Genomic DNA, 18,501 nt, shown 5'->3' with positions numbered 1-18,501 from the left:
TTGCCGCACCGTTTTCTCTGCGTCTCCGCGTCTCCGCGTGAAACCGAAGAAAAGCGGGGCCCCCGCCTTCGCGGGGGCGACGGAGAGTATTGGAGGCGGAAGTTGGGAGCCAAGAATTCTGGGTTGCGGCGTTGATTGAGTCCGCCGTGTGAGGATCAGGGGGCGGCCTTAATCCCAGCCGCCCCCTGATCCTTACCCCAGATCCTTACTTGCCCTCGCGCTCCAGCAGCCACTCCAGCAGCGCGCCCATGCAGTCACGGCCGAGTTGGGCCGAACGCTCGGCGCTCCAGCCCTGATACGGGTCGGCGGCGTCGTCGTGGTCCTTGAAGGGCATTTCCAGCGTCATCGAGACCGCGCCGTAGCGCTCCGCCAGCTGGTTGGTGGACATCGTCAGGTTAGACTTGCCCGGCGCGGCGACCGGATAGCCTTGCTTGCGCTGGAAGTCGGGCGTGCGGCGGTCGAGGATCTCGCCGAAGCGGTCGTAACCTTCCTTCTGGCCCGGGCGCAGGCCCGGAATGCCCTCGAACCCGGCAAGGAACACGGCGGAAATCGCCTCGTCACCATGGACGTCCATCGCGAAGTCGACGCCGGTCTCGTCCATCGCGCCGCGCACGGCGAGCACTTCGGGGGACTTTTCAACGGTGGGGTTTTCCCATTCACGGTTGAGATTCACGCCCACCGCATTGGTGCGCAGATGCCCGCGTGCCGAGCCGTCCGGGTTCATGTTGGGCACCACGTGGAAGCGGCAGCGCTTGCGCAGCTCGCGGCCGACCGAATCGGTGGGATCGGCCAGCACCGCCAGCGCGCCCTCCATCCACCACTCGGCCATCGATTCGCCGGGATGCTGGCGGGCATAGAGCCAGACTTCCAGCGCGCCTTCGCCCATTTCGAGGCAGTCGATCGGCTGGCCGTCCAGCGTGGTGCCAAGGCAGCGGCTGGACACGCCTTCGCTGCTCGACACATCGGCGATCAGGGTGTGGTGGCGCTCCATCGAATAGGGTGCGAAATAGGCGAACCACGCGATGTCGCCCACCGGGGTATAGCGGATGGTCAGCGTGCCGTTGTCCTCGCCCGCGTCCCACGACGTGTCGGCAAGGCCCCAGTACTGGCGGTCTTCCGTGACGCGCGCCCGATAGTTGGGCCAGCCGCCGGGATAGGCCGAACCGTTCAGCCCGGTGATCTTCAGTTCGAGTTCCTTGCCGGCGATCCCGTCTCCGCTGACGCGGAAATGGAACCACTGGAAGAACTCCGAATCCTTGTCCCGCCGGATCGCGAGGCGTGCCGACGTGCTTTCGGTGGAGAGGACTTCGATGTTGCCGGAATCGAATGCGGAATGAATCTGGATGCTGCTCATTGCACCAGGATAGTTTCGCCCGACTTGCCCGGGAACCCCTTGAACAGGGCCTCGGCCATTTTTGCCGCGCCAAGCGAGGTTTGCGCCATCGGCGACTTGGAACTCACCGTGAAGGCGGCGCGGCCTTCCCACAGCGTGCGGCCACCCGGACGGTCCCGAATCATCACCTGCATGCGCGTCTCGACCTGATCGGAGGGGCGGCCGGACAAGTTGATGCCCACGCCTATGCCCACGCCAGAGCCGTAAGTCCCGGTGCTGCCAAGGCCCGCCACCGAGACGGGGCTGCCCGAACTTCCCGGCTGGATCACGCGCCGTTCCACCGTCAGCACGGCGACTTGCGGATCGGAGGCGGCCTCGCCCGGCAGCGCCTGCCGGAAGCCGATGCGGGCGAGTTCCTGCTCCACGGCAGTCGCATAAGCGCGAAATTCAAGGCTCGATGCGTCCTGGCCGGGGCCGGCGTCGACGCGTATCACGCCGCTGCCCAGCGCCGGAGCGTCAGGCGCGATGAACCGCGTGACCTCCACCGGGCCGACTTGCGCGGCGCAGCCGCCGAGCGCGAGTGCGCCCGCAAGAAACACGGCGGCAAGGAGGGGGCGGGCGCTTCGGGTCATCAGGGCTCTCCGGCTAAGTGGTTACACGATAACCCTTCATGCCGCCGGGAGCCAGACCGATCAGGCGCCGTTCAACCAGCCGCGCCGGGAACCGGGTCCGCTTTGGGGAAGCCGTCGAACAGGGCGCTGGCCAGCTTGCCGGCGATGCGGTCGTCGGGCCAGTTGTTGTCCCCTTCGCGCGTGGCGATGGTGGCATAGCCTTCCCACAGCACCTTGCCGCTCGCCTTGTCGACGATGCGGGTGTCGAGCCGGGTGCTGATGAGCGCGCTGCGCGGCTTGCTGAGGTCCACATTCACGGCAAGGCCATAGGCAGAGCCGCGATTGCTGACGCCCATCGCGGCGGTGCCGCTGACCGGGCTGCGCTTCTCTTCGGCCGGGGTGAGCACCTGCCGGGTGATCTTGAGCTGAACGTCCTGCCCGCCGGTGTCGGCCTTGGTCTGGGTATCGTAACCGGCGCCGACGAGAGCATCGATGATCGCCGCTTCATAGCGCGCGCGTTCGGGACCGGCGACCCAGGGGCCGTCACCCGATTCGGAGCTGACAGTGACGGGGCCGTGGCCCAGTTCGCCTGCTTCGGGGCCTTGCGCCGCGAATCGGCTGACTTCGACGCGGCCTTCGCGCGGATCCCGGCTGTTGCGGTTGTTGATAGGCGAACCGACCGGCCCGCCCATCAGCGGGTCGCCCCATCCCGAACCATAGCCGCCGCCCCAGCGCGAGCCCCAGCCGCCACCCCAACCGGGTTGGGCCTGAGCGGAAGACGCAGCGAGAACGAGGACCATGCCGGAGGCGAGAATCGCGGCTTTAAGCGTGTGCATCGGTGTTCTTGTGTCCGAAAGAATCGGTTGGGTCGCGCCCGTTCTCAGGTTATCCGGCCGTTGCCATTGCCCCGCGATGAACGGAGTGTATGGACGCAAAACGGTGCCGGATCGCGGGCATTCGGGGCAAGTTCGAGGTGAGGGAATGGGCTCTCCCGCTTGACTTTGCAACCCGCTGGCACTAACGGCGCCACTTCAAATTTCTGGCGGCGGCCCAGTTGCTGTTGGAACAACCGCCGAACCACCAAGACGAGACGAACCATGAAGATTGTGAACAGCCTGAAGTCGCTCAAGGGTCGCCACCGGGACAACCGCGTGATCCGTCGTCGCGGCCGTACTTACGTCATCAACAAGACCAATCGTCGCTTCAAGGCTCGCCAGGGCTGATTCGTTCTGCCTGTCCCTGCCCGATGGGTGGGGACCACAAGGCGGACGGTCTATCGCGACGACAGCAGACCCCCGCCACAAGCGGGGGTCTTGTCATGTCCGATCAACGCGCGAAAGCGCAAGGTGCCGCGCCGGTCGAAGCCGTCGTGTTCGATGTCGGCCGCGTGCTTGTCCAATGGGACATGCGCGGTGCGCTGTTCGCGAAGCTGATCGACGATCCGGAAAAGCTCGACTGGTTCTGTTCCGAGGTCATCACCGAGGAATGGCATTCCGCGCATGATGCCGGGGGCGATCTTGGCGAACTGATCGCCGCGCGCAAGGCCGAGTTTCCCGGCCATGACGCGCTGATCGACGCTTACGCCACGCGCTTCCTCGAAACGATTCCCGGCAATGTGCCCGGCAGCCACGAGATCGTGCGCGAGCTTGCGGCGCGCGGTACGCCGCTGTTCGCCATCACCAATTTCGCCAGCACGTTCTGGCGCGAATACCGCGCGAGCGAGCCGCTGTTCGACCTGTTCGGCGATGTCGTCGTCTCGGGCGACGAGAAGATGATCAAGCCGCACCGCGAAATCTACGACCTTGCCGCGCGCCGCTTCGGCCACGCGCCGGAGGCGATGCTGTTCATCGACGACAATGCGGACAACATCGCCGGTGCCCGCGCGCTCGGCTGGCAGGTCCATCACTTCCACAACGCGGAAGCCTTGCGCGCGGATCTGACCGCGCGCGGCCTGCTGGAGTCTGTTTGAAAATCCGCTGCAGGCGGATTTTGCGGCACCGGCCCACTCCCCCACCCGACCTCTCACGAGCGTACCCTGATGGGTAGTCGGGTGAGAGAGCGGGCCGGTGCCGCTTGAAGTTGCCCCGCAAGCCGCTGGCGCGACCGAATAGTTCCCGGCCGGCACTCACAGGGTAAAAATTTTTCTTCGCACTTGCAGCGTAACCGCTTGGCAAGTGCGAATCCTTGTTGCATCACATGGTCAACAGGGAGTCACAATGTCGGCTGCGGGCGGAACGAACTTCGACGAAATGCTCAACGCGGACGGGTCCGTTCGGCCTGCCTACGAAGATCTCAGTCAGTGGTACGATTCGCAGGACAAGACCTGGTTCAAACGCCAGCATGGCGAAGCCGAACGCTTCTTTCGCCGCATCGGCATTACTTTCAATGTCTATGGCGATGAGGCCGCTGAAGAGCGGCTGATCCCCTTCGATCTTATTCCCCGCATCATCACCGCGCGCGAATGGCGCAAGCTCACGCGCGGCATCGAACAGCGCGTGCGCGCACTCAACGCCTTCCTGCAGGACCTCTATCACCGTCAGGAAATCGTCCGCTCGGGTCGCCTGCCGGTCCACGCCTTGCGTGAGAATGTGGCGTTCCTGCCGCAGATGATCGGCATGACCCCGCCCGGCGGCGTCTATACCCATATCGTCGGCATCGACCTTGTCCGCACCGGCGAGGACGATTTCATGGTGCTGGAAGACAATGCCCGCACGCCTTCCGGGGTCTCCTACATGCTGGAGAACCGCGAGACGATGATGGCGATGTTCCCGGAACTCTTCACCAAGGTTCCGGTGCGCCCCGTTTCCGATTATCCGCGCCGGCTGGCCCGCAGCTTGCGCGCCTGCGCGCCGCCCGCCTTCAAGGGATCCGGCCGGCCGACCGTGGCGGTGCTGACGCCGGGCATCTACAATTCGGCCTATTTCGAACATGCCTTTCTGGCCGACCAGATGGGCGCGGAACTGGTGGAGGGCAGGGACCTGCGCGTGGTGGACGGCCGCGTCGCCATGCGCACCACCACCGGCTACAAGGCGATCGACGTGATCTACCGCCGGGTGGATGACGACTATCTCGATCCGCTGACCTTCCAGCCCGATTCGGTGCTGGGCATCGCCGGGATCATGGATGTCTACCGTTCGGGCGGCATCACCATCGCCAATGCGCCGGGCACCGGCATCGCCGACGACAAGGCGATCTACAGCTACATGCCGGAGATCGTGGAATTCTACACGGGCGAGAAACCGATCCTGCCCAATGTGCCGACCTGGCGCTGCTCGGAACCCGATTCGCTGGCCTATGTGCTCGACAATCTGGCGGAGCTGGTCGTCAAGGAAGTGCACGGCTCCGGCGGCTACGGCATGCTGATCGGGCCGACCTCCTCGAAGAAGGAACTGGCCGCGTTCGAGGCCAAGCTGCGCGCCAAGCCGCATAACTACATCGCGCAGCCCACGCTGTCGCTTTCCACCGTGCCGATCTTCACCAAGGCCGGCCTCTCGCCGCGCCATGTGGACCTGCGGCCCTATGTGCTGGTCTCTCCCGACGGGATCGACATCACGCCGGGCGGACTTACCCGCGTGGCGCTCAAGAAGGGCTCGCTGGTGGTCAATTCGTCGCAGGGCGGCGGCACCAAGGATACCTGGGTACTGGACGAATAATGCTCGGACGTGCTGCCAACGGCGTTTACTGGATGAGCCGCTACCTTGAGCGGGCGGAGAATACCGCGCGGCTGATCGACGTGGGTTTCCACCTGGCCCTCACGCGCAGCGACAAGCATGCGCAGGATGAGGAGTGGAAATCGGTCCTCACCACCACCGGGCAAGTGGACGACTATGCCGCCCGCCATTCGGACTTCGGCGGCCCGCAGGTGTTCAACTACCTGCTGCGCGAGAAGGACAATCCCGCCTCGGTCCTGCGCATGATCGAGAATGCGCGCACGAATGCGCGCATGGTCCGCACCAGCCTGACCAATTCGGTCTGGGAAGCCACCAACGAAGGGTGGATGATCCTGTCCGAACTGCTCTCGCGCCCGGTGCGCGAGGCGAATCTGGGCGAAGTGCTCACCGCGATCCGCCGTCAGGGCACTCTGGTGCGCGGCGCGCTGGAAGGCACGATGCTGCGCAACGAGGTGTTCAACTTCGCGCGGATCGGCACGTTCATCGAACGGGCGGACAGCACCGCGCGCATTCTGGACGTGAAATACTATGTGCTGCTGCCCTCGGTGGCGTGGGTGGGGTCCAGCCTCGACAATGTGCAGTGGGATACGCTGCTGCGCTCGGTGGCAGGCAATCGCGCCTATTCGTGGCTCAACGCAGGCGCCATGGACCCGCGCGGGATCGCCCGGTTCCTGATCCTCGACGGCCAGTTCCCGCGCAGTCTGGTGTTCTGCTATGAAAAGCTGCGCAGCAACATGGCCGGGCTCGCCAAAGAATATGGCGAGGAAACCTCGGCGCACGAACTGCTGCGAGAGACCGGCGCGGCGCTCCACCAGACCGCGATCGAGGACATTTTCGAGACCGGCCTGCACGAATTCCTGCAGGACTTCATCGGCAAGACCAACCGCCTTGGCGCGGCCATTGCCGCCGATTACCGCTTCATCGAGTAGAAGGGACAGTCCCGTGCTGCTGACCGTGACCCACATCACCCGCTACACGTTCGACACGCCGGTCACGCATGGTCTTCAGCGGCTCAAACTCCGGCCCAAGACCACGCATGGGCAGGAGGTGGTCGACTGGATCATGGACCTCACCGGCGCCCGGACCGAGGCGGATTACCACGATCATCATGACAGCCACACCACGCTGGTCTCGATCGCGCCGGGCGCGGATGAAGTGGTCGTGCAGTGCCGGGGCACCGTGCGCACCAGCGACAACAACGGGATCACCGGCAACCATACCGGCCTGATGCCGCTCTGGACGTTCCTGCGGCCGACCCGGCTCACCCGCGCCGGACCGCGCGTGCGCGCGCTCGTCGAGGATGTCGATGCCGACCCGCGCGACCCGCTCGAATTCCTCCACGCGCTGTCGCGCAAGGTGGCGGAGCGCATCGCCTACGTTCCCGGCGCCACCGATGCGAAGACCACGGCCGAGGAAGCGCTCACGGCGGGCAAGGGCGTGTGTCAGGACCAGGCGCATGCCTTCATCTCGGCCGGGCGGCTGCTCGACATTCCGGTGCGCTATGTCGGCGGCTATCTGAAGATGAACGACCGCGAGGAGCAGGAGGCCGGGCACGGCTGGGCCGAAGCGTATGTGACGGGGCTCGGCTGGGTGGGCTTCGACGTTGCCAATGCCATGTGCCCGGACGAGCGCTATATCCGCGTGGCGACCGGCTGCGACTATGGCGAGGCCGCGCCGGTGACCGGCATTGCCATGGGAGGTGGGGATAGCCGCCTCGAAGTGCGTTTGTCGGTGGGCGAGAAAGTGCTAGGTCAGCAGCAACAACAGCAGTCCTCGGCCGGAGGGCAGCAACAACAGCGCGGCTGAGGGCCGCGTTCCCCCGAACAGGACAGGACGCGGGGAACGGAATGTGATCGGGGCGTAGTGTGACTTATTGCGTGGGCATGATGCTGGACCGCGGGCTCGTGCTGATGAGCGACACCCGCACCAATTCCGGGGTCGACAACATTTCGACCTTTCGGAAGATGTACCGCTGGAACATCCCCGGCGAACGCATCATCACCCTGATGACGGCGGGTAACCTTGCCACCACGCAGGCGGTGGTCAGCCAGCTTGAGGAACGCAACAAGGCCCCGGCGGAACGGCACAATTCGCTGCTGGAAGCGCCGACCATGTTCCAGGTGGCCACGATCGTCGGCAACCTGCTTCAGGACATCATCACCGAACGCGCGGCCGACAATGGCCAGAACGCGGCTTCGGGCACGTTCAGCGCCTCGATCATCGTGGCCGGCCAGATCAAGGGCATGGAACCGCGCCTGTTCCTGATCTACCCCGAAGGCAACTTCATCGAAGCCAGCTTCGACACGCCGTTCTTCCAGATCGGCGAGACCAAGTACGGCCGCCCGATCCTGATTCGCGGCTACGACCGGGCGATGACGTTCGAGGCGGCGGTGAAGCTGCTCTGCGTCTCGTTCGATTCGACGGTGAAGGCCAATCTCTCGGTCGGCATGCCGCTGGATCTGCTGGTGCTGGAGAACGACAAGTTCGCCCCGCTGCACGAGCGCCGGATCGAGGCGGGCGATCCTTACTACCAGTCGATTTCGGACAGTTGGGGCGAGGCCCTGCGGCATGCGCTCGACGGGCTGCCGAACTATGCGCTGGGTGAGGAGAGCAAGCTGAAAGACGCTGCGGCCTGATTGGCGCGGGACATGAATTTTCCCACGCTCCTCTGATTCCTTGCACCAATCTTTCAGACCCGCCCAGGTTGAGCTTGTCGAAGCCCTTGGCGTGTGGCGCGACATCCTTCGACAGGCTCAGGATGAGCGGGGTTGGGTGATGGTTCGGGTGAGCGGAGAGGGTGATGGTTCAGGATGATCGGAGCGGGGATCCGAACGCCCAAACGCTTCATCCGATCTCCCTCACCAAACCCTTCAGACCCGCGCAGGCTGAGCTTGTCGAAGCCCCCGGAGGCGTGGCGCGACTTCCTTCGACAGCCTCAGGATGAGCGGAGTGGGTGGTGGTTCGGGGTGAGTAGGGCGGACGGGTAAAGCGACACCATGCTCCCCCCCCCCCCCCGCGCAGGCGCGGATTCTGCCTCACATGACAAACTGCCCGTTGCGAAATGCGGCGCGGCAACGTAGGAGGATCCCAGCATCAAGAGTTGGGGCGACGCCCAACGCCAACCTGCCGATCCGGGCAAGGTGGCACTCCGCAAGGAGGATGTGGCCCAGCCGGCAACCAAGCGGAGCAAGCCACAAAGCGTCGATCCCGTAAGCGGAAGAGACGCGCCGTGCCGATTAAGATACCCGATCAACTCCCCGCTCGCCATGTCCTGGAGGCAGAGGGCGTGCGCGTCATGGGAGAGACCGACGCGGTGCGTCAGGATATCCGGCCCTTGCGGATCGGCCTGCTCAACCTCATGCCGGACAAGATCAGCACGGAAACCCAATTGGCCCGGCTGCTGGGGGCAACGCCGCTTCAGATCGAATTGACGCTGGTGCGGATCACCGATCACGTTTCCCGCAACACTTCGGCCGATCACATGGCGGCTTTCTACCGGCCATGGAGCGAAGTGCGGAACGAGCGGTTCGACGGCTTCATCATCACCGGCGCCCCGGTCGAGCGCATGCCGTTCGAAGAGGTGGCCTATTGGCCCGAACTGCGCGCGATCTTCGACTGGACGCAGACGCACGTCCATCGCTGCTTCACGATCTGCTGGGCCGCCCAGGCCGCGCTTTTCCATTTCCACGGGGTGCCGAAGCACAATCTGCCGCGCAAAGCCTTCGGCGTGTTCGAGCACCGCAATCTCGCGCCCACTTCGCCCTATCTTCGCGGCTTTTCGGACACGTTCGACATTCCCGTGTCGCGCTGGACGGAGATATGCTCATCGACCCTGGCGGAGGTGCAGGACCTGCAAGTTCTGGCCGACAGCGCGGAAACCGGGGCCGGTCTCGTCGACGATCGGGCCCATGGCGCGCTGCACATGTTCAATCATCTGGAATATGACAGCGATACGCTTGCGGGTGAGTATCACCGCGACGGTTCGGCCCAGCTTCCCGCCGGCTATTTTCCGGCCGACGATCCCACGCGGGAGCCGAAGAATCGCTGGCGCAGCCACGCGCACCTGCTGTTCGCGAACTGGATCAACGAGATCTACCAGACCACGCCCTTCGACCTTGTCGCCGGCCTGGCGGCCGAAGGGCAGGCGGTCCTGGCCTAGCGATCCTCAGGCGTTCGCCCGGGCCAATCGCTCGGCCAGGGCCTTGAAATCGGTCTCGCCGGCGGTCCATGTCTTCGCGAACAGGCCGCCTTCGCCGAACAGCGCGCGCGGGGTGCCGCTGACGCCCTGTTCGCGCCAGATGTCGGCAAGGCGGACAGCCATGGGATCGTCCACCGGGCCCCACTTGGCGGAATTGTCGCCGCGCACGTGGCGCAGCCAGGCGGCCAGCGCGGTCAGGATCGCCGGGCACTGCTTGCCTTTCGCCTGATTGGCGGCAAGCGTTTCCAGCCAGCGCTGCGGGATCTTCTGGCTGCCGTCCATGGCGATCTGAATCAGCCGGTGTTGCAGCGCCGGATTGGCAAAGCGGGCGAGCAGGGCGTCGGCATAGGCCTGAAGGTCCTGCGCCGGGGCGGCCTTGATCGTCGGCTGGGCTTCGACATGCATGATCTGCTCGATCAGCGGCCGGATCGCCGGGTTGCCCACCGCCTGATGGACGAAGGCGTGCCCGTGTTCGAGCCCGAGATAGGCCAGCGCCGAGTGCGCGCCGTTGAGCATGCGCAGCTTGGCCGCCTCGTAAGGCGCGACGTCGGACACCAGTTCGGCGCCAACCTTCTCCCACGCGGGGCGCGGGCCGGCGAACTTGTCCTCGATCACCCACTGCGTGAAGGGTTCGGTCATCACCGCGCCGTCATCGTCGAGGCGGGCGAGCGTCGCCACCATCTTGCGGTCTGCGGCAGTGGTGGCGGGCACGATGCGGTCGATCATCGCGCAGGGGAACGTGCACTCGGCTGCGACCCATGCGCCAAGTTCGGGATCGTGGCGGGCGAGATATTCGCCCATCAGCCGCTCAAGCTGGCGGCCGTTGAGGGCAAGATTGTCGCACGAAAGCAGGGTCAGGCCGGGCAGGCCTTGCGCGCGGCGGCGGCGCAGCCCCTGTTCGAGGAAGGCATAGATGCTGCCATGGTGCGCCAGGAAGGGATCGAGCGATCCGTCGGCGGCGCGGCAATAGCCCTTTTCCGTGATGGTGAAGGTGACGATCCGGGTTTCCGGCGCGGCGAGGGCGGCGATCACCGCTTCGGCATCCTCGCTGGCGACGATCACACGCTGGACCGAGCCGATCACCCGCATCCGGTTGCGCTCGGCCGAGCATTCGGTGAGCGTGTAGAGCCCGTCCTGCGGATTGAGCTGGCGCGCGACATTGGCGGAGCGCAGCGAAACGCCGACGATGCCCCAGTCGCGGTCGCCCGCGGCCATGGCCCGGTCGGTGTACCAGGCCTGATGCGCGCGGTGGAAAGCGCCCATGCCGAAATGGACGATGCCGGCGGCCTGCGCCTTGCGGTCATAGCCGGGCCGGGCGACGGAGTCGGACAGGCGGGAGAGCGTTTCGCTGGAAAGCCTCACGGGCGAAAGCCCTTGCTGGCGTGGTTACAGGCCGGAACGTGCACCTGCGCGGCGGGCCGCAGGCGGTCGGCGTGGAGGTCCAATGAGCGGGCCAGTGTGTCGGCCAAGGGGCGGAGATGCATCAGTCATCCAGGGCAGTGAATCTGAAATCGCGGAAAGTGGCTTCGCCTTCTCCCGCTGCATATAGCCCCGGACGTAGCATGAGGAACCCCCCACGGACATTGTGGTGGTATCCCGAGACTTCCATCCCCCGGTCAAATCGCTTCCACGTTGCGCCGCCGTCGCCCGAGGTATGATACGAAACGATGTGGCGGCGGTTGGTCACACGCATTTTCATGCGGCGGCCATGCGGGTTGGCGGGGCGGCCGCGCTCCATGCCGTACTGGTGAGTGACGAAGCGGCCCTCGTCGAAGCCGAGCCCGGCGTAGAGCTTGTCGTCATAGAACAGCACCAGCCCGGCCGTCCCGCCTGCCGGGATCTCGATATCGCATTCGAACTGGTAGCTGGTGTCGCCCGCGATCAGCAGCAGCGGCGATCCGGAGGAGGGCGCAAGGCCCTTGCCGGCCAAGTGCAGCGCCCCGCCGGAAACGCGCACGCGGCTGGCCTCATCGGGCGCGGGGCGGAAGAACGACCACTTCGAGCCCATCGCCAGCGGCTTCGCAAAATCGTCGGAAAGCGGCATGCCATGCGGCAGCGGATTGGCGACCTTCGGGATCGGCAGCGGCTTCGAAAGATCGCCGCCGGTCATCCGGAACCAACCGTCCGGCGTCCACTCGATCGTGTCGAGCAGGCACTGGCGGCCGAGCGTCCAGAAGCCGTTCTCGAACCCGTGGTAGAGTGTGTACCAGCGCTTGTCCGGCCCCTCCACCAGCGAGGCATGCCCGCGCGACCACCATGCTTCGGACTGGTTTTCGGTGCGGACCAGTGGGTTGCCGGGGTGCTGCTCCCACGGCCCGTGGATCGAGCGGGCGCGGGCGGCGATCACCATGTGTCCGGTCGGCGGACCGGCCGTGCCGCCGACGGCGGTGAGCATGTAGAACCAGCCCCCGTGGCGGTGGATCTTGGGGCCTTCGGGCGAGAAACCCTCGACATCCCACTCATCCGGATAGTGCCACGGATCGTAGACATGCTCGACCTTGCCTGCGAGCGAGAGGCCGTCGTCGGTCAGCCGCACGCGGTCTCCGCCCGAGAGGAACAGCCAGCGCGAACCGTCCTCGCCCACGGCATGGCAGGGGTCGATGTGGTCGTGCAGGCCCAGCGGTTTCGGGTCGCTCCAGGGGCCGTCGATGTGATCGGCCCAGATCACGTAGATCTCGTTGGGATCGGCCTTGACCGGAATGTAGAGGAAGTAGCGGCCCTTGTGCTTTTCAAGGCTGACCGCCCAGACCGAGCCGATATTGCGGGTGAGCGCCGGTTTGCGCGGCTGCCAGTTCACCAGATCGCGGCTGTGCCAGATCGTCAGGCCCGGATAGGAATCGAAGCTGGAGAAGGTGAGGTAATAGTCCTCCCCGTCTTTCAGCACGGCCGGATCGGGCCGGTCGCCCGAGATCACCGGGTTCAGCATCGTGCCGTTGCCGAGGTCGGACATGCGCTGGTTGTCGAACCCGCGCCGCCAGCGTGCGGGAGCCGGGGCAGGCTGGAGAGGAGGATAGCCCGCCCCGGGCTCCCTGGCGGCAGCGGCTTCCCCCTGAAGCCCGCCTGCCGTCAGTCCCACGCCGCCGATGAGGGCGGCTTTCAATGCGTCACGTCTGTCCATCGTCATTCCGTCAGCCGGGCCGTCTTATCCAAGGCCCTTGGTGCGCGCCCAGGCGCGCCACAGCTCGGGCCAGACTTCCACCGGCTTGCCCACGGCGCCGCGCAGGCCGAAGCCGTGGCCGCCGTGCTCGAAAAGATGGGTTTCCACTGTGATGCCGCGTGCTTTCAGCGCCGCGCGCAGGCGCACGGTGTTCTCCACAGGGACGGTGGTGTCATCCTCGGCATGGAGCAGCCAGTGCGGCGGGGCATCGGCGGGGACATTGCGCTCGGGCGAATGCGCGGCTTCGAGCGCGGCGCTGGGCGAGGGGCCGAGCAGCAGGTCGCGCGATCCGGCATGGGCGATGGCGGGGTCCATAGAGACCACCGGATAGATCGGCGCGGCGCAGAACGGGCGCGCGGACATGCGGTCCGCCTCGTCGACGGGTGTGTAGACCGTCGCGGCGAAGCGCGTGGAAAGGCTGGCGCAGACATGGCCGCCGGCGGAAAAGCCCATGGCGGCAACGCGCTCGGGATCGAGCGAGAAGTCCTTCGCGCGGTGGCGGATCAGCCGCATGGCGCGCTGCGCATCGGAAAGCGGAGTGTCCGGGCGATTGGCCCAGCCTTCGCCGGGCAGGCGGTAGAACAGGACGAAAGCGGTGAAGCCGCGCGCGGTGAGCCAGCGCGCCATTTCATAGCCTTCCTTGTCGATCACCACCCGCTGGTAGCCGCCGCCCGGCGTCAGCAGCACGGCGGCGCCATTGGGGCGATCGGGACGGAACACGACCATGCGCGGACGGGCTGTGCCGTGGACGGCGCGGTCGGGGATGTGGGCCTGGGTGGAACGATCGTCGATGGTTTCCACCGGCGGCGTGGCGGGCATGCCCGGCACGCCTTTGGGCCAGAGGTCGATGGTTTCGGTCGGGTCGGGCAGGGCCGTTGAACGGCTTCCCCCTAACCCCGGTGGAGGTGTCTGCGCGAAGGCGGTTTCTCCGGCCAGCAGCCCCGAAACGAGAGAGGCCGCCACGAACGATCTACGGTCGATGGTCATGGCGGCACTCTCCCATTTTATCTCAGGTATTCAAGGTGTTTCAGGTTTGGGAGAGAGGTCAGTACTTGACCCGCGCCCCGAACAGGATGGTGCGCCCGAAGTGGTTGTTCTCGTAGTTGCGCTGTGCGTCGACGTCGTTCCAACGGTAGCGATATTCGTCGGTCAGGTTGGTACCGTCGATCGAGAGTTCCAGCCAATCGGTCGCCTGATAGCGCACGGCGGCATCGACGCTGGTGTAGGAGCCATAGCCCTCGAACACGTTGCCGGTGGCGCTGCCCTGATCGACGAAGGGCCCGCGATAGCTGACCGATCCGCGAATGCTGAACTTGCCATCGTCATAGTAGAGCGTGGCGTTCCAGCTCCGCTTCGACACGCCGTAAAGCGTCGAATCGTAGATCGCCGATACGCCGACAAGCGTGCAGGCACCGGCCGCATTGCGGGTGCAGGCGGAAACGGCCGGGCCGGTCTGCTGATATTGGGCATGGCTGTCGATGAAGGTGGCATTGGCCTGGAAGCCGGTGTGGCTGAGCAGGCCGGGCAGGAAGGTGAAGGGCATCTGCATGGCCACTTCCACGCCTTTCAGCGTCGCGCCCTGACCGTTCACCTGCGAGGACACCACGTATTCCTGATTGGGATCGTAGTTGATGTAGGCCGGCGAGCTGGGCAGCAGCACCGACTTGTCGAGGCCAAGCTGCGGCAACGTGGCGACATAAGTGCCGGCGACCGGGAAGCTCTCGATCTTCTTGATGAAGCCCGCCACCGACAGCAGCGCGCCGGGCATGAAGTACCACTCCACCGAAGCGTCGAAGTTGGTGGCGCGGTAGGGATCGAGGAACGGGTTGCCGTAAGTGACCTTGTAGTTGAACCCGTCGACCGAACCGCCGGGGTTCAGGTTGCCGAGCGAAGGCCGGGTGATGACCTTGGCGATGGCGCCGCGCACGATCACGTCATGCCGGGGATAGAAGGCCAGGTTCATCGAGGGCAGCCAGTCGTCGTAAGTCCGCCCGACCGTGGCGGGGATCCCGGCCGTATAGCCAGTCGACTGCTGGTTGGTGTGGGCATAGCGCATGCCCGCGTTGCCGGCGAATTCCAGCCCGAAGATGTCACCCTTCACGTCGAACTGGAGGTAACCGCCCGAAGTGGTTTCCTGGACGCGGCGATTGCTGCCCAGATCCTCCACGGCGGTGCGCTGATAGAGGTTGGTATAGTCGGCAGCGTTGTTGATGTTCGCCACCAGCCAGGAATTGGTGGTGCCGCTGGGCTGACCGGCATCGCCCAGATTGACCAGCTGCGAGATGTCCGAGGTGACGGGCAAGCCATAGACCGAGGCCGAGCACGTGGTGGTGCCCAGGATCAGGTCGGGCTTGCCGTTGGTGCCGCAGGCCACGGTATCGCGTGCCCACAGCTGCGTGCGGAAGTTGTAGCGCCGCCAGACCGCGCCCGCCTTCACGGTGAAGCCCTTGGTCACATCCCATTCGGAGCGCAGCTGCGCGGTCTTGAACTGGTTCTTCACATAGGAAGGACGGTCGCGGATTTCGGCGAGCTGGAAGGTGGCCGGGTTGGTGACGTCGATGCCGTAGTTGAGCACCGGCGACTTCATGTCCGAATAGTCGAAGTTGAAGCCGTTCGCGCCCTTCGCGTCATAGGCGATGGTGGTTTCGACCGGGATCTTGGCGTTGGACTGCGAGATGCCGCCCAGCGCGGTGACGCGGAAGGTATCGGTAATGTCCTGATCCAGCGTCGCGCCGATCTGGTAGAATTCGGTATCCGACTTGCGCAGGTAGCTTTCGGTGCGGACGTAGGCGTTATTGTATGTGCCGCTGACCATGTTGCCGTTGTCGTCATAAGTCGGGTCGACGACGTTGAAGCTGCGCTCGTTCGAACGGGCCAGCACTTCCAGCCACTGTTCGGCGCGCTTTTCCTTGAAGCGCGAATAGAGCCCGTCGATCGAGAGCTTGGTGCGGTCGGTCGGCTCGAACTGGATCGATCCGGTCAGGCCCAGACGCTCACGGTCATGTTCCACTTTGCCATAGCGCGGAATGCGGGCATGGAACGAGAGCGAGGCCTGGTCGCACGCGGCAGAGGGGCGATAGAAACCGCCCGAATTAACGGGATTGCCGCCGGTCGCCGGGGCTACCGAATAATAGCACGGGGTGCCGTCCACCGAATTGAAATAGGCCTGCGCCCAGCGCACCGTGTTGTTGCCGACTTCCAGCGTATCGGTGTGCGAATAGGCTGCGGAAAGATTCACGCCCAGCGTTCCGGCGTCGTTCTTCCACGACACCAGGCCGGCGAGGCGCGGGCCGACGTTCTTGGACAGGTCGTTGTACGAACCCTGCACGTTCAGTACGGCGGAAAGGCCGGTCTTGCCCGCGAGCGGATTGCCGGTGTTGAGGTCCACGACCGCACCCAGCGAGCCTTCGTCAAGGCTGGCTTCTGCGGTCTTGTGCACCACCAGGCTGCTGAACAGTTCGGACGCGAAGACGTTGAAATCGAATGAGCGATCGCGGTTGGCGCTGGCACCGTCGGAACTGGTGGCAATGGTCTCAAGGCCGTTCACGCGAACGCGGGTGAACTGGGCGCCAAGGCCGCGCACGGTGATCGAGCGGCCTTCGCCGCCGTCGCGCTGGATCGAGATGCCGGGGATGCGCTGCAGCGATTCGGCAAGGTTCTGGTCGGGGAACTTGGCCATGTCTTCAGCGACGATGGCATCGACCGAGCTGACCGAATCGCGCTTCAGGTTGAGCGCGGCCTGAAGCGACTGCCGGTAGCCGGTGACGATGATGTCTTCGGCGTTCGGCGTGGCTTCGGCGGCCTGCGGCGCGGCATCCTGCGGTGCGGCGTCCTGCGCGAAGGCCAGCTGCGGCAGCGCCAGCGCGCTCCCGGCCACCAGTGCGATCTTCAGTAGCGAAATCCTCGAAGCATGAACCCTGGAATTGTTCAGGCGCATGATCACTCCCCCTCACGGCCTTTGCGGCCTTTTTCAACGCGGACTTCCCGGGTCCCCTGCGAGACCTTTTTCAGTCCTGATGATACCGGTGTCAATGGGGATCGCACGAATAGCGCGCACCCTTTCTCCGGCATTCTGCTCCCTGCGCCGCATGGACGCATTCCAGGGCGGCCGCCATGTCCTTCAGGACAGCATCCGGCCAGCACCCAGTTCTTTCTTGCCGGTCTTGGTAACCGGTGTCATGAGTTATGAGCGCAGGGACCCCACCCTGTCAAGAACCAGTGCGAACGGGAGATGCAGAGTGAACAATCCCCAGCAGTTCAGCGGCTTTCCGCGCGCATCCTTGTCGATTTTTCCGGCGCCCTGCGCGATTTTCGCGCGGGCCCGTAATCGGGTGAATGGTGGCGAGGGCAGACGAATCAACGCTGCCGGTCCGCTGCGCGAAAGGCCGGTCCGGTGATCGCGGGGCTGCTGCTGATGGCCGCTTCCGCCCCGCCGATGGCCGTGATCGACGAGCAGGACACCGTGCGCGAGGAGGCCCCGCCGCACGGGTCCATCGGCATGAGCACCGCCTACCGCATCTCCGATGCCGCACCGGCTCCCCGCGCGATGGAGTTCCGCCGCCGCGTGCTCCACAAGGGGGCAGCCATCGGCGAACACCCGATCGCACACGACGAAGTCTATTACGTGCTCTCGGGCGAGGGCGAAGTGGTGTCCGACGGGAAACGTGCCATGCTCAGGGCGGGTATGACGGCCTATCTCTACAACGGCGCCGTCGTGGGGATCTGGCAAAAGGGCGATGCGCCGCTGTCGCTGATCGTGGCCTATCCCAATCCACCAGAACCCGCCGGAAAGTAGATCGGTTTCACCCGCAATTCGGGCCCGCCAACCCGACAATCGAAAGACCCGTCATCCCTGCGAAGGCGGGGATCCCGCTGCCTTTAAAAGCACGCAGAGACGCGGAGACGCAGAGGGGGCGCGCCGCGCCGACATCTCTGCGTGAACCCAATAAAGCGGGGCCCCCGCCTTCGCGGGGGCGACGGGGAGGGCAGGAGGGAGGAGAGGAGAGGAGAGGAGAGGAGAGGAGGAGGCTCGTCTAACCGCGCACCGATATTTAGCGTTTATTTTACAATGGCTCGCCAATCTCGCGGGATGACGAAACCGCGACCGTCCCGTGGCTGGCAAGCCTTTTCGATAGTGGCCTTGCTGCTGGTCCTGCCGTACGAGTTCGGCGCGCTGTTCCGCAGACCTTCTGCATATGATGCAGCGCGTTACGCGATCGACACGATCTCGGTTATCGGTTTGACCGGATATGCCTTCGCGCGGCCGTTGGGCCCGCAGCGGTTTTGGCGTGTGTTCGCGCCGATTTTCATCCTGTTCAACGCGGCGATCGCGTTGAGGGGCCTTCCCCGTATGTTGGAATGGAGTGCTCTTCCGCGAGAGTCATGGCTCGGCATCGCGATGGCACTGGCTGTTATGCTGGGAATGCAGCTCGCCATTTCAGGGTTCATGGCGCTGGCACTGTTTCGCCACGGCGGCTGGCTGCGCGGCCCCGAGACGGAAACCGTCGATTTTCTAACAGCTTTCGACTGAG

At 65.1% G+C, this 18,501-nt stretch carries 17 protein-coding genes and 1 riboswitch; of the genes, 9 read left to right on the top strand and 8 right to left on the bottom strand.

Features of this window, described 5'->3' with window-relative positions:
* Window positions 1-205: 205 nt before the first annotated feature.
* The 3 genes from EDF56_RS11405 to EDF56_RS11395 form a co-directional block, all read right to left on the bottom strand.
* Window positions 206-1,354, bottom strand: a complete 1,149-nt coding sequence (locus EDF56_RS11405; RefSeq protein WP_132387368.1) for a M14-type cytosolic carboxypeptidase — start codon at window positions 1,352-1,354, stop codon at window positions 206-208.
* A complete protein-coding gene (locus EDF56_RS11400; RefSeq protein ID WP_132387366.1) occupies window positions 1,351-1,965 on the bottom strand; it encodes a DUF4136 domain-containing protein in 615 nt (204 codons plus the stop codon). The genes EDF56_RS11405 and EDF56_RS11400 overlap by 4 nt, the downstream gene beginning before the upstream one ends.
* A 71-nt stretch (window positions 1,966-2,036) precedes the next feature.
* Window positions 2,037-2,780 (bottom strand): DUF4136 domain-containing protein, encoded by a 744-nt coding sequence (locus EDF56_RS11395; protein WP_132387364.1) that lies wholly within the window; start codon window positions 2,778-2,780, stop codon window positions 2,037-2,039.
* 261 nt (window positions 2,781-3,041) lie between these two features.
* Between EDF56_RS11395 and ykgO the strand changes: the two genes are divergently transcribed.
* The 7 genes from ykgO (at window position 3,042) to metA (ending at window position 9,774) form a co-directional block, all read left to right on the top strand.
* Window positions 3,042-3,167, top strand: a complete 126-nt coding sequence (gene ykgO / locus EDF56_RS11390; protein ID WP_029724010.1) for a type B 50S ribosomal protein L36 — start codon at window positions 3,042-3,044, stop codon at window positions 3,165-3,167.
* A 95-nt stretch (window positions 3,168-3,262) separates the two neighbouring features.
* Entirely contained in the window at window positions 3,263-3,913 is a 651-nt protein-coding gene (locus EDF56_RS11385) for an HAD family phosphatase (protein WP_132387362.1), read from the top strand.
* A 247-nt stretch (window positions 3,914-4,160) separates the two neighbouring features.
* Window positions 4,161-5,597, top strand: a complete 1,437-nt coding sequence (locus EDF56_RS11380; RefSeq protein WP_132387360.1) for a circularly permuted type 2 ATP-grasp protein — start codon at window positions 4,161-4,163, stop codon at window positions 5,595-5,597.
* Window positions 5,597-6,544 carry an alpha-E domain-containing protein gene (locus EDF56_RS11375; protein ID WP_132387358.1) on the top strand — a complete coding sequence of 316 codons (948 nt, stop codon included), beginning with the start codon at window positions 5,597-5,599 and terminating at the stop codon, window positions 6,542-6,544. The genes EDF56_RS11380 and EDF56_RS11375 overlap by 1 nt, the downstream gene beginning before the upstream one ends.
* Before the next feature lie 13 nt (window positions 6,545-6,557).
* Window positions 6,558-7,421: a transglutaminase family protein gene (locus EDF56_RS11370; protein WP_132387356.1), complete on the top strand. Its 864-nt coding sequence runs from the start codon at window positions 6,558-6,560 to the stop codon at window positions 7,419-7,421.
* 59 nt (window positions 7,422-7,480) lie between these two features.
* Window positions 7,481-8,251: a proteasome-type protease gene (locus EDF56_RS11365; protein WP_132387354.1), complete on the top strand. Its 771-nt coding sequence runs from the start codon at window positions 7,481-7,483 to the stop codon at window positions 8,249-8,251.
* Between the two features lie 449 nt (window positions 8,252-8,700).
* A riboswitch (SAM-I-IV-variant riboswitch) is annotated at window positions 8,701-8,806 on the top strand.
* A gap of 38 nt (window positions 8,807-8,844) precedes the next feature.
* Window positions 8,845-9,774: a homoserine O-succinyltransferase gene (gene metA / locus EDF56_RS11360; RefSeq protein ID WP_132387352.1), complete on the top strand. Its 930-nt coding sequence runs from the start codon at window positions 8,845-8,847 to the stop codon at window positions 9,772-9,774.
* Between the two features lie 6 nt (window positions 9,775-9,780).
* Here metA and EDF56_RS11355 read toward each other — a convergent pair whose 3' ends face one another.
* From EDF56_RS11355 to EDF56_RS11340, 5 genes are read right to left on the bottom strand one after another with little or no spacing between them, the layout of a single operon-like run.
* Window positions 9,781-11,175, bottom strand: coding sequence for a mannitol dehydrogenase family protein (locus EDF56_RS11355; RefSeq protein WP_132387350.1), 1,395 nt, complete (start codon window positions 11,173-11,175; stop codon window positions 9,781-9,783).
* On the bottom strand, window positions 11,172-11,297 hold the full coding sequence (locus tag EDF56_RS26595) for a hypothetical protein (RefSeq protein WP_279389710.1): 126 nt from the start codon (window positions 11,295-11,297) through the stop codon (window positions 11,172-11,174). Before EDF56_RS26595 ends, EDF56_RS11355 begins: the two co-directional genes overlap by 4 nt.
* A complete protein-coding gene (locus EDF56_RS11350; RefSeq protein WP_132387348.1) occupies window positions 11,297-12,937 on the bottom strand; it encodes a family 43 glycosylhydrolase in 1,641 nt (546 codons plus the stop codon). The genes EDF56_RS26595 and EDF56_RS11350 overlap by 1 nt, the downstream gene beginning before the upstream one ends.
* A gap of 18 nt (window positions 12,938-12,955) precedes the next feature.
* Window positions 12,956-13,957: an alpha/beta hydrolase gene (locus tag EDF56_RS11345; RefSeq protein WP_132387346.1), complete on the bottom strand. Its 1,002-nt coding sequence runs from the start codon at window positions 13,955-13,957 to the stop codon at window positions 12,956-12,958.
* Window positions 13,958-14,015: 58 nt separating this feature from the next.
* Window positions 14,016-16,907 carry a TonB-dependent receptor gene (locus EDF56_RS11340; RefSeq protein ID WP_132387344.1) on the bottom strand — a complete coding sequence of 964 codons (2,892 nt, stop codon included), beginning with the start codon at window positions 16,905-16,907 and terminating at the stop codon, window positions 14,016-14,018.
* Between the two features lie 456 nt (window positions 16,908-17,363).
* Here EDF56_RS11340 and EDF56_RS11335 point away from each other — a divergent pair, with 456 nt between their 5' ends.
* Complete coding sequence (locus EDF56_RS11335) at window positions 17,364-17,765, top strand: cupin domain-containing protein (protein WP_132387342.1); 402 nt, start codon at window positions 17,364-17,366, stop codon at window positions 17,763-17,765.
* Between the two features lie 345 nt (window positions 17,766-18,110).
* Entirely contained in the window at window positions 18,111-18,500 is a 390-nt protein-coding gene (locus EDF56_RS11330) for a hypothetical protein (protein WP_132387340.1), read from the top strand.
* The last annotated feature ends 1 nt before the right edge of the window (window position 18,501 follow it).

The sequence above is a fragment of the Novosphingobium sp. PhB165 genome, from assembly GCF_004341845.1.
In the GTDB taxonomy this organism is placed as follows: domain Bacteria; phylum Pseudomonadota; class Alphaproteobacteria; order Sphingomonadales; family Sphingomonadaceae; genus Novosphingobium.
The sequence above is the reverse complement of the archived record's forward strand: the minus strand, read 5'-3'. Positions and strand labels throughout refer to the sequence as shown.

Bases quoted from the DNA above. Each gene is read 5' to 3' on its own strand.
- EDF56_RS11405 (WP_132387368.1), bottom strand. From the start codon at position 1,354: ATGAGCAGCATCCAGATTCATTCCGCATTCGATTCCGGCAACATCGAA.
- EDF56_RS11400 (WP_132387366.1), bottom strand. From the start codon at position 1,965: ATGACCCGAAGCGCCCGCCCCCTCCTTGCCGCCGTGTTTCTTGCGGGC.
- EDF56_RS11395 (WP_132387364.1), bottom strand. From the start codon at position 2,780: ATGCACACGCTTAAAGCCGCGATTCTCGCCTCCGGCATGGTCCTCGTT.
- ykgO (WP_029724010.1), top strand. From the start codon at position 3,042: ATGAAGATTGTGAACAGCCTGAAGTCGCTCAAGGGTCGCCACCGGGAC.
- EDF56_RS11385 (WP_132387362.1), top strand. From the start codon at position 3,263: ATGTCCGATCAACGCGCGAAAGCGCAAGGTGCCGCGCCGGTCGAAGCC.
- EDF56_RS11380 (WP_132387360.1), top strand. From the start codon at position 4,161: ATGTCGGCTGCGGGCGGAACGAACTTCGACGAAATGCTCAACGCGGAC.
- EDF56_RS11375 (WP_132387358.1), top strand. From the start codon at position 5,597: ATGCTCGGACGTGCTGCCAACGGCGTTTACTGGATGAGCCGCTACCTT.
- EDF56_RS26595 (WP_279389710.1), bottom strand. From the start codon at position 11,297: ATGCATCTCCGCCCCTTGGCCGACACACTGGCCCGCTCATTGGACCTC.
- EDF56_RS11350 (WP_132387348.1), bottom strand. From the start codon at position 12,937: ATGACGATGGACAGACGTGACGCATTGAAAGCCGCCCTCATCGGCGGC.
- EDF56_RS11345 (WP_132387346.1), bottom strand. From the start codon at position 13,957: ATGACCATCGACCGTAGATCGTTCGTGGCGGCCTCTCTCGTTTCGGGG.
- EDF56_RS11340 (WP_132387344.1), bottom strand. From the start codon at position 16,907: ATGCGCCTGAACAATTCCAGGGTTCATGCTTCGAGGATTTCGCTACTG.